The sequence below is a fragment of the Flavobacterium branchiarum genome, from assembly GCF_030409845.1.
GTDB classification, from domain to species: Bacteria; Bacteroidota; Bacteroidia; order Flavobacteriales; family Flavobacteriaceae; genus Flavobacterium; species Flavobacterium branchiarum.
Genome location: NZ_JAUFQQ010000003.1, coordinates 250,521 through 263,851, shown reverse-complemented (window position 1 = coordinate 263,851; position 13,331 = coordinate 250,521). Strand labels below are relative to the sequence as shown.

The window sequence follows — 13,331 nt, the reverse complement described above, 5'->3', positions numbered from 1 at the left end:
CAATTGTATTTTATATCATAAAACAAAAAAAATAGAGACAACTCAAAAGGCTGTCTCTATTTCATCAAGGTCCAAAAAAAAAAAACTACAATACTAACTTATAAACTAACCACTAGTTATTAGTATCGCCAAAGGTTGATGTTTTACGGGTGTCTTTCATTAAAGTATAAACAATCAGTGATATAAAAATACAACCTGTAACATACCAGTAAAAATAGGTTTCATGTCCTGCATTTTTAAACCAAAGTGCAATATACTCAGCAGTTCCTCCAAAAAGAGCAACTGTTATCGAGTAAGGAAAGCCTACTCCAAGTGCACGAATTTCTGTTGGGAATAGTTCCGCTTTAACCACTGCGTTTATAGAAGTATAACCACTTACAATTATCAGAGCAATCATAATATATCCAAAAGCTTCCCATTTACCCGAGGCATTCGAAACTGCTGTTAATAAAGGGTATGTCGCTATAGTCCCTAATATCCCAAATGCTAAGAGTAATGGTTTTCTCCCTATTTTATCTGATAATGCTCCAAATATTGGTTGAATTAAAGCAAAAATTAATAAGGATAAAAAAGTTATTAATGTCGATTCATCCTTGGTTAGATGTACTGTGTTTACCAAAAATTTCTGCATGTAGGTACTATAAGTATAAAAAGCAATAGTTCCTCCTAGTGTAAGCCCTACAACAGTTGCTAATGCTTTTGGATGACGCATTAATTCCCTTAGAGAACCACTTTTCTTCTTTGTCTCTCCTTCATTTTGATTTTCAGTCTTTTTAAATTCTGAAGTCTCATCCATATGGCTTCTCAGGTATAACGCTACTAAAGACAAAGCTGCACCAATAAAGAAGGGAACTCTCCAGCCCCATTCATGCATTTGCGCATCTGTTAAAAACAATTTTTGCATTGCAAGCTGGATTCCTAAAGCAATAAGTTGCCCACCTATCAGAGTAACATATTGAAAACTTGAAAAGAACCCCCTGTTTTTGGCGGTTGCCATTTCGCTCAAGTAGGTTGCCGAAGTTCCATATTCTCCCCCAACACTCAACCCCTGAAGTAATCTTGCTACTAATAATAATATAGGTGCTAATACTCCAATTGTCTCATATGAAGGTGTCAATGCTATTAAAAGCGACCCTAGAGACATTAATAAAACAGATAATGTCATCGAGAATTTTCTACCAACCCTGTCTGCAATACTACCAAAAATCCATCCACCAATAGGACGCATTAAAAACCCAACTGCAAAAATCCCTGCTGTATTTAATAGTTGTGCCGTACTATCACTTTTTGGAAAAAAAACAGGTGCAAAATAGATTGAAAATGCAGAATAGGCGTACCAATCGTACCATTCTACCAAATTTCCTATTGAACCACTCATAATTGCTTTTAATCGACGAGCAGTAGACATTTCTTCAGAAGTTGTATGTTTATCTGACATAAGTTATAAATGAATTGATTTAATTTATTAAAGACATATTTGAATGCAGGCTAAAAACTCTCCTGCTCTTTTAAAAACTGTATTAGTCAAACCATCATATAAAGGACGACTTGAATATTGGAATGAAATTTTAGCATTATGACCCTCTAAAAATAGATTTGTTCCTAAATCATAATAGTTTCCGCTTTGAGAAAGGGCTTCTAATTTTTTCAGAGAATAGGTTGCAAAAGGCTGAATTCTGATGTTTTCGCTAAATTTAGGCAATAAAAAACCTGTTTGTGTGTACCAAATTTTCCCTGTTCCTAAAAGATATTTCGCGTTTCCAAATCCTTCTTTTGCGACAGTACCAATAAAAGCTGGATCGGCAGTTCCTGGATTCATAGTTCCTGTAGTACGGATATAATTCTTACCAAAATCATAGTCATATAGAACACTATAAATAGAGAATGACATCTTTTTATCTTTTGGCCCAACCGGAAGTTCTGCAAAAACATCTAAACCTAATATATTAATGTCATGGCTTTCAAAAACGCCGGTAGAAGACTGTGTTATCGTTCCGTCTTTTGTGCTATAAAATCCTGCTCCAACATTTAAAATTTTCTTTTCTCCTAAATAAGTTCCTGCAAAAAAAGAGGTAATTCTTTTTTCAGTATCAAAAAACTGATAATCAAAATAACCTGCATACGATAATTTTCCACTTTTATTATTGTCTAATGCTCCTGCACCAACTGCTGGCACTAAATTGGTCGCAAATGGTTTATTTAAATTGACTCTATAACCTAATTTCTTGTATTCTCCGTGGGCAAATATTCCCATTTGTCGACCAAACTGATCCGAAATTTCAATGGTACTAAAATTAAAAACGGGCAAATCGGCTGTCAGCATTTTGCTAGAACTTGCATTTGTCAAACGGCTTACTCCACTCCAGCTGTGAAGTCCGGCTCCAATATACAAACTAAAATCATTTACTTTTTTACTTTCGGAATCAATAGTCGGAATTACCGTAAATTCATTATACGCATCATGAAAAAATAAGGTTGCTTTTTTCCCCGCGCCATACGCTCCTGTCCCTTTTCCTCCACCAGCTATAAAAGACTGATTATTCATTCCCATTTGTACAAACAATAGGTATCTTGGCGAAAGTTGGGCTGTAGCGGTAATTCTCATTCGACGAACTCCTACGTCATAAGTCGTTTCCTGAGGGATGCCATTGACTGCTGTACCCGGATTGTTTTCAATTGCACGAAGTAAGACTTGATTCCAAAAACCAAATTTCAAATATTTACTTCCGTCATTATTGAATTTAATTTTCAAATCACCAATAGGCGTCGTTGTTACTTTTGGCTTTTCTATTGCAACAAACACAGAATCTTTAATTTCCTGTGAATACAATTTTCCAAAAGCAACAATAAAAACTAAAGTAACTAAAAAATTATTTGATATTTTTTTCATACAATACGTTTAAGGCAAACCTTGATGGCTCAATAATCAACAAAAAACCTTTTTTTGTCGATTACAAACTAATAAGATAATATTGAAGCAATTTTGAAGTAATTCTGTTTTTTGTTTGAATTTTAAAATTTTTCTTCCAAATATCAAATAAACAATAGCGTTTTTACTTCTTTAAAAAAATAATTTTCAAGATATGAGTTGAAGAAATGGAAGTGTATGATATTGAATGATTAAAAATTTCGCAAATTTTCTTAACAATAGACAATCCAATTCCGACTGAATTTAAGGATTGATTGTCTTTCTTAAACCTTTCAAATAATTCTTCTGTGGGAACTAAAGGAGGTTTACCTGTATTTTTTATAACCATTTTTGAAGCTGTGATTTCTACTTCAATTTCGCCGTTTATAAAATTATGTCGAATCGCATTGCTAAAAAGATTATTCATTAGTACTCTGCTGAGCGTTTCATCCATCTGAATGAATACTCCTTTTTGGATATTTTTTTTGAGACTAATATTTTTCATTTCGATTAAATCTAAAAAAGACACAATCGTTTCTTCAACAATTTCGCTAATATCAATCCGACTGCTTTTTTTATTATCAAAATTTTCAAGGGTAGTAAGCAATGTAAGTGACTGATTAATTTTAGAAAGTTTTTCTAACTCATCCATCATTGAAGTTAGCTTAATCAATTGTTCTTCATCAAGCTTAGATTGCATGAGTAGCTCAATTTTTGCTTTAATTACAGCAATTGGAGTCTGTAATTCATGAGAAGCGTTTTCCGAAAATTCTTTTAAAATTGAAAAATCTTTTTTTGCCTTTTCAGTCATCTTCCTCAAAAAATTATTGAGCTCCTGAAATTCAAACGTATTTGTTTTTTCAAATTTCAAATCTGTTTTCTGATTGATTTCAAATCGTTGCATTAATTTCAAAGTCGAATTAAAAGGGGAAAGAATGTAACCCGAAATAACTTCACTAGAAATAATAACCATAGAAATCAGGAAAACAAAAGTCCATGCAAAAACCATGAAAATTCCGTTAAGGTAAATATGATCTGTTATAACCATAAAAGTATAACTGACAATCTGATAATTTATATCATCAATTCGATGATAAGATGTTAATTGTACCTCTCTTACAGTATCCTGCAATTTTTTATTATACACCTCTCTATAGCTAACAACTTCATTGATTTCACCACTATTTGAATTTAGTTTTTTTATATTCACATAGGCACGTGAATCATCTCCAGAAAAATCTTTTCCGCTTTTAATCTGTTCGGCAATAATAGCATTAAGGTTTTTTAACTGACCAATGGTGGCCTGGGAGCTACTTCTTTTTACAGCATTAAAAACAATCACAAAACCAATGAGCAATGCAAAAAATGTGACTACAGAATATGCTTTTGTATAGCGATAATTTAATCGTTGCATTAACTACTCATTTTGTAACCAAGTCCATAAACTGTACTGATGTAATCCTGTCCGCCCGCATCTGTAATTTTCTTTCTAATATTTTTAACATGCTGATATACGAAATCAAAATTATCAAGATTATCAGTATAGTCCCCCCAAAGATGTGCTGCAATCGCTTGCCTTGAGAGAATTCTATTTTGATTACTTAGAAAATAAATCAGTAGATTAGTTTCTTTTCGTGTCAAAATAATAAGGTCCTCATTTATTTTAGTTTCCATTGAAAGCAGATCAACATAGATTTCATTAAATACTAATCGGTTGCTAGCACTACATTTATTGTTTCTTCGGGTAACCGCTTTAATTCTGGAATATAATTCTGGAAGCGGAAAGGGTTTTATGATATAATCATCGGCACCTTCATCGAGAGTTGTTATTTTAAAATCTAGAGAATTCTTTGCTGAAATTATGATGACACAACTGGGAATTTCACTTTTTTTAATAAGCCGAAGCAAATCAATTCCGTTTTCATCTGGTAGCATAATGTCCAAAATAATACAGTCGTAAGTGAACAAAAGTAATTTCTCACGCGCTTCTGCAATGGTATTCGCCATTTCACAAATATTATTTTCCTGAATTAGATAATCTGCAATACTTTTTATTAACTTATGATTGTCTTCAACTAAAAGTAATTTCATTCTATTTATTTTAAGTCCATATCAAAACTCTTTTATTAATGAGATGCTTATATATTTTACAGGAATGAGCCTGAATAAATTTTCACATTTTCTATAAGCATGTATGGGTGATTTGGTTAATTAGTCTTTTAAAGACGGTAAATATACGTAATCAAGTTCTTTAAGTAAGATATTTAGACGCAATATTGCAATCAAAGAAAGCTTTAACCTACAATAACTTGTTGTATTTAACAAATTTAATACTTTTTACAGATTTTATAATTATAAAAAGAGACACCGCTATTGGCCAATATCCTTGCTTTACAACATATATCAGGGATTTATTAAAATTGGGCAATTGCTACGGAGATACCAAATTGGATCAGTACAGAAATAAAAGAACAGGCAACATAATAAAATATGGATTTAATGATAAAGGAAAGACAGTTTTAAATGATACAATTTCATTTAAAGTCAACCTGAATTAAAAGAACCAAATGGGTTTATCTTAGGAAAAATTTAAAAACCAACTTTCTTAAACTTTTTCAATGCCAAAATGAAAATGGAAGAAAGTAACGGTAGCGTACCTGAATAAGCTGTTTTTTACCAAAAACTATTTTACAAAAGAATTTTTAAATATCTTTGAATTATGAGCACAGTAACAAGACCAAGTCATATCGGAAGAAAAATTAGCCGCATTCGTGAACTAAAAGACATGAAACAAGAAGCCTTAGCGCAAGCTTTAGGAACAACGCAGCAAACTGTATCGACTATCGAAAATAGCGAAACCATAGACGAAGAAAAACTTATAGAAGTTGCAAAAGCGCTCGGTGTAAGCGTAGAAGCAATTAAAAACTTTTCAGAAGAAAATGTACTTAATTTTTTCAATAACTTTTATGATAATAGTAATGCAGGTAGTGGTATTTTTAATCATCCAAATAATTGTACCTTCAATCCTTTAGATAAAGTTATTGAGCTTTATGAGCGTTTAGTTCAGGCTGAAAAAGATAAAACAGAATATTTAGAAAAAATAATGAAAGAAAAATAGTCTTTGCAAAAAGAACTGTTAATTCCAAAAGAGGGAATCTCAAAACGATGATATTCCCTCTTTTAAATTAAAAAAGACTGACTATAGAAATGCAAAAAGCACCCCATTTGGAGTGCTTTTTAAAATTGAAAACTAATCTAAGATTAGAAATTTTTTGAAATTCCGATATTAACAGTTTTACCAAAATTGAAGTAAAATTCGTTAACGTCTGGTCCGTTATTATCAAAACTTAACGTTTGGTATCCTAAACCACCAATACTGAAGTTTAAACCAAATCCTTTTTTCATGTTAATGAAAAGAGCTGGAGTTATACCTACATACATACCATCTGCTTTCGCTTTTGAGCTAGTTATAGTATTATTACCCATTGTAGTATACGTTTTGTTTTTATAGTTTTGGAAACCTGCTCCTAAATCAGCAAAAACCGAGAAAGTTGAACTTAATGGCACAGAATAACGTAAAAATGCTCCTAATCTGAAAGCATTAATTTTATTTTCTTCTGAACCGCTTTCTACTTTTGAAGAAGCTACACTAAATTCACCCCCAACTGTCCAGTTATCATTAAATTGGTAACCTACTCTTGGAGAAAAGCCAAATGTGTTTTCTTTTGTATCTCCAAAACGAGAATCAGAATTTGTAGAAGTGTACTCGATATTCCCACCAACTAAGATTGATCCTTTTTGAGCATTTGCAAAGCTACAGATAGCGAATGTTGCAATAAGTAAAAATTTTTTCATTTTATTTTTTTGTTTTTAAAAATTCAGATTCGTTTTAACAATAACAATGCCGACGTACCTGAGATTTTATATTAATTTTAAGAGTGCTTTAAAAGACAATTTTTAGTAATCAAGCAGATTTCTGTTTACTTTTGCAACAAATAAAAAAGTCATGTCAATAGAAGTAAACAGCATATCAAAAAGTTACGGTACTCAAAAAGCTTTAGACGAAATTTCGTTTTCGATTAAAAAGGGAGAAATCGTTGGATTTCTTGGTCCAAATGGAGCAGGAAAATCTACTTTGATGAAAATTTTGACTACTTATTTACTTGCCGATAGCGGTTCAGCCCTTGTAAATAGTCATGATGTCATGACAAACACTAAAGCAGTACAACTATCTATTGGGTATTTACCAGAACATAATCCGTTGTATTTGGATTTGTATGTTCGTGAGTATTTGGCTTTTAATGCCGATGTCTATCAAGTGGCAAAATCACGTATTGAAGAAGTCATTAAACTGACAGGCTTGTCACCTGAAAGCCATAAAAAAATAGGACAATTATCTAAAGGATATCGCCAACGTGTAGGGTTAGCAAATGCATTATTACACAATCCAGATGTTTTAATTCTTGATGAACCTACAACTGGTCTAGATCCTAACCAGTTAATAGAAATTAGAAACGTAATTAAGAATGTTGGTAAAGACAAAACTGTTTTTTTATCAACTCACATCATGCAAGAAGTAGAAGCTATTTGTGACAGAGTTATTATTATTAACAATGGAAAAATCGTTGCTGACAAGAAACTAGACAAATTAATTTCTGAAGATAAAGAACAAGTTATCGAAGTTGAGTTCGATTATAAGGTCGAAGAACAACTTCTTGCTAAACTAGAAAATATTAGTTCGTATAAAAATACCCATGATATGATTTGGGAATTGACTTTTGTTACTGAAAAAGATATGCGTCCAGCTATTTTTGACTTTGCAACTGCAAACGGTTTAAAAACGCTACAGCTTAATCAAAAAAACAAAAACCTAGAAGCTGTATTTAGAGAAATTACTAAATAAGATACATACGCTACCAACATTTTTAGAGTTATCACTCTACTTATAAAAAATCCTATTCATTTAACAGCTATTAAATGAATAGGATTTTTTTATTAAAACCGTTATACCAACCACTATTTAATGCTCAATACCAACAGATTACAGGAAAGACTGAAAATTGTTTTTATTTTTATTTAGACTTGTTATAAATAATGCTATATTTGATGTTTAAAATTTTAAATAATACACAATCATGTTTTTATTTTACCCATCAAAAACCGCTACTTCCACACTTTTTAGTGAGTTATTTTATCTTCAAAAAAAATACTCTGATGAAATAACTAAAATTATTTTCTATCCAACAAAAAAATTAATTTGATTATTTCTGGTTCCATTTCCCACATAAAAAAAATCATTATAGATCAACTATACCCTTTAGGCTTAATTAATAAGTCATTTTATTATTCCCATAAATTAAAACAAATAATATGAAAAATATTATAACATCCATTATGCTTGCCTTTTCTGTTTATGCGACTGCGCAAACAGAGAAAGAAAAAGACAGTATCATCGAAACATCAATAAATTCATTAGATGAAATTATAATTGTAAAAAAGAAAGTTCTCTATACCCAAAAATCAGATCGAATGATTTTTAATGTAGAAAATAGTATTGTAGCCGAAGGGGGAACTGCTCTAGATGTTTTAATGCGCGCTCCAGGCGTTGTTGTATCTCAGGATGGAGAATTATCAATTAGAGGACAACAAGGAGTTGGCGTAATGATTAATGGTAAGCTAACGCAGCTTTCGCAAAAAGAACTAGCAAATTACTTAAAATCGACTACCTCATCAAACATCAAACAAATTGAAGTTATTACGAATCCTTCTGCTAAATACGATGCTACGGGTAAGGCTGGAATGATTAATATTATATTAAAAAAACCAAGTGCTTCTGGAATTAAAGGAACTGTGTTTTCTAGTTATGGAAGAGGTAGAAAAAACAGAACTAACTCTGGAATGAATTTAAGCTATAACAAAGATAAATTTGGTGTTTTTGGTAATTATAGCTACACTTTTAGAGGCGAAGAGGAACGCAAAAATTTTGAACAAATTCAGTATAAAGACAATAGCCGACAAGAGATTGCTACAACAAATTATCAGCACTCGACAACAAGCGAACCGCTTACCTCTAATAATTTCAAAATAGGAACTTCTTATGAAGTGTCATCAAAAACAAATTTAGAAGTTTCCATTGACGCAAAAATTGGACGCTATCAAAATATTGCCAATGGAGGAAATACTTTATATAACAGCTTAAATCAATTAGATTTTGATGCTTTAACCTACAACAATAGTAAAGAAAAGTGGTTTGACTATACTTATGCTCTATCAGGTGTTCACAAATTTAATACTGAGGGTAAAAACATGTCTTTTGATTTTGAATATGAAACATCAAAATTTAGATCTAATCAATTTCAAAGCGCCTTTAATTTAATTCCTGGTGCTGCAATCAATGATCGAAGAGGTTATATTCCTTCTCATTTAAAAGTTTTCACTGGAAAGGTAGATTTCACAAATCCTTTTAAGGAAAAACAAACTCTAGAATGGGGATTTAAAGCAAGTGTTAAAAATAACGATAATCCTTCTGTTTACGAGTTCTATAATAATGAATGGATAGTTGACCCTAATTCAACAAATCATTTTGTATACGATGAACAAATTTATGCGGCTTATGCTAACTATAAATACAAACTAGAGAACCTGAGCATTCAAGGTGGAATACGAACTGAATATACTGCAATTGATATAAATCAAAAAACATTAAATGAGAAGCATAAAGATGACTATTTAAAATGGTTCCCAAGTCTTGCGCTAAAATATGAAATGAATAGCAACCATTCGATGCATGCTTCTTACAGTAAGAGAATCAACAGGCCGAGTCAATTTGACTTGAACCCTTTCCGTTTTTACGATGATTCATTTAATTATTCACAGGGAAATCCTGATTTAGTTCCAGAAATCACTCATTCAACAGAGATAGGTTATTCTTGGAAAAGTATATTTATGGCTTCTGTTTATTTTAACCAAACCAAAGATGTTTTTACAGAAATCTATGTTTATAATCCTGTAGACAATACAACAGTTACTTCTCAAATTAATGCCAAAAAATCTTTTAATTATGGTGTAAATATTACCAATACAACCGAAATATATAAATGGTGGTCTGTAAATACACTGATGAATGTTTTTGAAAATAAGTTTGAAGGAAACATGATTAATTCAACTAAAATTAATCCGATAGTAACGCTAAATTTAAACGTTCAGAACTCATTTACTATTACGGATACTTGGAAAGCGGAAGCTAATGCACAATACCAATCAAAATCGAATGTAGGTATTTACGAAAGAGATAGTTTCTTCGATTTTAGTATCGGATTATCAAAACAAGTTCTTGATAACAAAGGCAGTATAAAATTTAATGTTACTGATGTCTTTAATACTAATAAATACAATATCAATTCGTTTATTGGACAAACTAGTATAGATAAAAGATACAACCTTGATAGCCGTGTAGCTACCATTTCTTTTACTTACAGAATTTAAAAGAATATCATTTTATAATAAAAAGCCCATGAAGAATTTCATGGGCTTTCTTGGTTTTATATCTTATCTAAAACGAATTGCAACCGACTTATTTATATAAATTAATCACAACAGATTAAATGCAAAGCAAAAAAAAGACTAATAACAATTAACTTACTAGTACACGCCTTGAATGTAATTATTATAGCGCATAACCTCCGATAACTATCAGAACTATGTAACTATGTGTTAAATGCTATTTTTACGGCCGGAGCAAAGCTAATTGACGAAGTAATTACACTCAATAGCTCTCAAATCAAAATAACATCTATTAGAGCGTCATTTTAAAGCATAAAAAAAGTCTTTTGAAGAGGGCTCAGAACTTCAAAAGACTTTAACTAACTAAAAATATGTAAACAAAAAAAGTAATCTTATTTTTTAACAACGGCAGGTTTTGTTTTTTTCTTCCTTCCCCACCATATATAAAAACCTGTAACGGGCAAACTAGCGCAAATTAAACTAGCTAAAAAGTATAGGATCTTTGTTGGTAATCCACCAATAGCTCCAATATGAAGACTATAATTGGATCGCATAAGCCATCTTGAAAAACGTTCATTGTCAATATACTTTTGTGATTTAGGGAGTAATTCTAATGTTGTTGAATCAAAATACAAATCTCTCCAAATCCCTTTATTCATATCTGTACAAGCATAAAAATCTTCCTCTGGCTCATCTGGTAAATGGATGATAACGGCTTCTGTGTTTTCCTTGGCAATTTCTTTTCTCACTTTATTCCAAATGATATCGGCGGCAGTAAGCATATCTATTTGTTGCTTGGATAATGAATCTTTTTTAGCTTCAACAACTAGTTCTTTTTTCTCTTTTTCATCTGCCCAACCTCCACTTATCCAATAGGTACTTTGCCTAATCCAGTGAAAACTCATTATTAATCCTGTAAACGAAATAAGTAATGCCAATATAATAGTGTAAAATCCCATTACATTATGCAAATCATAATTGATTCGTTTAAACTTAGCGTTCCATTTAATCTTAAAACTAGCATTTCTTGTTGTTTTATTCCATTTTTTTGGAAACCAAAGAATAAGACCACTTATCAGTAATAAAAAGAAAATCAATGTCCCCCAAGCTGTTACTTGCGAACCAACATCACGACCTAACCATACATAACGATGTCCTTCATCCATAATATGAAAAAGATCTTCGTGATCTACCATTCCAGTAATAACTCCATTGTATGGATTTACGTAAATCAAAGAATCCGATTCAATATCAACTTTTATAGTCTTATCTAAACCATTGTACCAAAACCCATGAATCTCTTTATCTGGCAACGCTTTACTAACTGCCTCATATATTTTAGAAGGTGGTAGAACTTTGTCTGGTGTTTGCGCTTCTACAGTTAACCAAGGTGATGTTAACTCTTTGATTTCTTGCTCAAAAACCAAAACACAACCTGTAATTCCCATTATAAACACCACGATTCCTGAGGCGAGCCCCAGCCATAAATGCAACCAAGCATTGATTTTACTAAAACGCGATTTTCCATTATTCGGTGGCTTATTTGTACGGCTTTTAATAGTAGTCATTGGGGATATATATTTTATATAGGTAATAATGTCTTGGGCAAAAAAGGCATATAAAAATGGTTTGAGGAATTAATCATTATATCCTCAAACCATTTTAAACTGTATTAATATGTAAGTTTACCAATAGAAGGTAAGTAAAGTCCCTCTTTAAGAAGTGCTCCAGCTTTAGCAGTACCAGTTGCAATATCTATTTGATATACACGAGCTTCTTTACCCGTAACAAAGCTTTTGTATGCTTTACCATCTTCTACAAACATGCTTCCTAATCCAAAAAACTCATCTCCACCATAATCAGGCAATCCTGTAACTGGCAAAATAGTTTTAGAAGCTAAATCTAATATAGCACCTTTAAAAATTGGTTTTGAATCTAGAAAACTATAAACATTGTTTACTGAATCAACATCGCTAGGTATATAAGATATATAAACTTTTTCTCCCCCTAGCGGATAAGCTGCTAGAACCTTTCCTTTAAGTGAACTTTTTTCAATATCAAAGAAATAACTTGCATCGAATTTATCTTCTCCTTTTTTAATACGCAAAATTCCAGAAGAAACATTTGTAACTGGATAACCACCAGCACGAGCATTAGATGAAAAAGTAAAGATATCTCCTGATCCTGTTTGTACAATTCCTGTGTTTGTGTAATACAATCCAATTGCAGCTGATCTAGCATCTTTTATTGTAGTTATGTACTCCAAAGATGGGTACTTGTAAACTCTCACAATTGCATCTGATGACAAAATTACATTCGTTTTATCAGATACATCTTTGATATATACTGGTACAAAAAGTTTATCTCCAGAAACTGCTGCTCCTGTTGGCCAATATAAGACGTTCTTATTTGATGCATTTACTGCAAAGTCATTAAACTTACGAGCATCGATTGAAACTTTGGTAGGATTGTAAATCATTAGTTCATAATCTGAAGAACTACCATCCCAAGTGGCACCAATATTAATCATTCTTTTGTCATCAGTGTATCCAACAGCATAAGAAGATTCGAAAGAAATTTTTTGTCCTGCTTTTAATTTACCTTCACTATTTAAAGAAAATGGTATTGACCCTTCACTTCCTGTGTGTAATGCAAAAAAAGTATTGTTAATCGGAAAACAACTTCCGTTTTGCTCAATTCCAACTCCTTTAGCGCTAATTTCACCCGTCATTAATCGATCTATAGAGTTAAAATCTAAAATATACTGAGTATAATCAGCTAACCAGTAAGATGCAACATACTTAGAACCAGTAAAAGTTGTTTCATCTTTTGGAGCAGCATCATCACTACTACAAGAAAAAATAGATAACGATAGCATTGCTACTGCAAAGCCTTTTTGAAATTTGTTTATAAACATGAT

10 protein-coding genes are annotated in these 13,331 nt (G+C 31.7%); 3 read left to right on the top strand and 7 right to left on the bottom strand.

The features are described from left to right. Positions 1–112 precede the first annotated feature (112 nt). The 4 genes from QWY99_RS01540 to QWY99_RS01525 form a co-directional block, all read right to left on the bottom strand. A complete protein-coding gene (locus tag QWY99_RS01540; RefSeq protein ID WP_290260162.1) occupies positions 113–1,438 on the bottom strand; it encodes an MFS transporter in 1,326 nt (441 codons plus the stop codon). 27 nt (positions 1,439–1,465) lie between these two features. Continuing rightward, positions 1,466–2,890, bottom strand: coding sequence for a porin (locus QWY99_RS01535; RefSeq protein ID WP_290260160.1), 1,425 nt, complete (start codon positions 2,888–2,890; stop codon positions 1,466–1,468). A gap of 163 nt (positions 2,891–3,053) precedes the next feature. Beyond that, positions 3,054–4,322: a sensor histidine kinase gene (locus QWY99_RS01530; RefSeq protein WP_379690269.1), complete on the bottom strand. Its 1,269-nt coding sequence runs from the start codon at positions 4,320–4,322 to the stop codon at positions 3,054–3,056. Continuing rightward, on the bottom strand, positions 4,322–4,999 hold the full coding sequence (locus tag QWY99_RS01525; RefSeq protein WP_290260155.1) for a response regulator transcription factor: 678 nt from the start codon (positions 4,997–4,999) through the stop codon (positions 4,322–4,324). The genes QWY99_RS01530 and QWY99_RS01525 overlap by 1 nt, the downstream gene beginning before the upstream one ends. 628 nt (positions 5,000–5,627) lie before the next feature. Between QWY99_RS01525 and QWY99_RS01520 the strand changes: the two genes are divergently transcribed. Continuing rightward, on the top strand, positions 5,628–6,026 hold the full coding sequence (locus QWY99_RS01520) for a helix-turn-helix domain-containing protein (RefSeq protein WP_290260153.1): 399 nt from the start codon (positions 5,628–5,630) through the stop codon (positions 6,024–6,026). A 143-nt stretch (positions 6,027–6,169) separates the two neighbouring features. Here QWY99_RS01520 and QWY99_RS01515 read toward each other — a convergent pair whose 3' ends face one another. Next, complete coding sequence (locus QWY99_RS01515) at positions 6,170–6,763, bottom strand: outer membrane beta-barrel protein (RefSeq protein ID WP_290260150.1); 594 nt, start codon at positions 6,761–6,763, stop codon at positions 6,170–6,172. 151 nt (positions 6,764–6,914) lie between these two features. Between QWY99_RS01515 and gldA the strand changes: the two genes are divergently transcribed. After that, positions 6,915–7,811 (top strand): gliding motility-associated ABC transporter ATP-binding subunit GldA, encoded by an 897-nt coding sequence (gene gldA, locus QWY99_RS01510; RefSeq protein WP_290260148.1) that lies wholly within the window; start codon positions 6,915–6,917, stop codon positions 7,809–7,811. A 467-nt stretch (positions 7,812–8,278) separates the two neighbouring features. Next, positions 8,279–10,393: an outer membrane beta-barrel family protein gene (locus QWY99_RS01505; RefSeq protein WP_290260147.1), complete on the top strand. Its 2,115-nt coding sequence runs from the start codon at positions 8,279–8,281 to the stop codon at positions 10,391–10,393. Positions 10,394–10,803: 410 nt separating this feature from the next. Here QWY99_RS01505 and QWY99_RS01500 read toward each other — a convergent pair whose 3' ends face one another. Both QWY99_RS01500 and QWY99_RS01495 read right to left on the bottom strand, forming a co-directional pair. Further along, positions 10,804–11,979 (bottom strand): PepSY-associated TM helix domain-containing protein, encoded by a 1,176-nt coding sequence (locus QWY99_RS01500; RefSeq protein ID WP_290260145.1) that lies wholly within the window; start codon positions 11,977–11,979, stop codon positions 10,804–10,806. Positions 11,980–12,083: 104 nt separating this feature from the next. Beyond that, on the bottom strand, positions 12,084–13,328 hold the full coding sequence (locus QWY99_RS01495) for a DUF4374 domain-containing protein (RefSeq protein WP_290260143.1): 1,245 nt from the start codon (positions 13,326–13,328) through the stop codon (positions 12,084–12,086). Between the last annotated feature and the right edge of the window lie 3 nt (positions 13,329–13,331).

Coding starts and splice junctions, on each gene's coding strand:
- QWY99_RS01540 (WP_290260162.1), bottom strand. CDS start 1,438: ATGTCAGATAAACATACAACTTCTGAAGAAATGTCTACTGCTCGTCGA.
- QWY99_RS01535 (WP_290260160.1), bottom strand. CDS start 2,890: ATGAAAAAAATATCAAATAATTTTTTAGTTACTTTAGTTTTTATTGTT.
- QWY99_RS01530 (WP_379690269.1), bottom strand. CDS start 4,322: ATGCAACGATTAAATTATCGCTATACAAAAGCATATTCTGTAGTCACA.
- QWY99_RS01525 (WP_290260155.1), bottom strand. CDS start 4,999: ATGAAATTACTTTTAGTTGAAGACAATCATAAGTTAATAAAAAGTATT.
- QWY99_RS01520 (WP_290260153.1), top strand. CDS start 5,628: ATGAGCACAGTAACAAGACCAAGTCATATCGGAAGAAAAATTAGCCGC.
- QWY99_RS01515 (WP_290260150.1), bottom strand. CDS start 6,763: ATGAAAAAATTTTTACTTATTGCAACATTCGCTATCTGTAGCTTTGCA.
- gldA (WP_290260148.1), top strand. CDS start 6,915: ATGTCAATAGAAGTAAACAGCATATCAAAAAGTTACGGTACTCAAAAA.
- QWY99_RS01505 (WP_290260147.1), top strand. CDS start 8,279: ATGAAAAATATTATAACATCCATTATGCTTGCCTTTTCTGTTTATGCG.
- QWY99_RS01500 (WP_290260145.1), bottom strand. CDS start 11,979: ATGACTACTATTAAAAGCCGTACAAATAAGCCACCGAATAATGGAAAA.
- QWY99_RS01495 (WP_290260143.1), bottom strand. CDS start 13,328: ATGTTTATAAACAAATTTCAAAAAGGCTTTGCAGTAGCAATGCTATCG.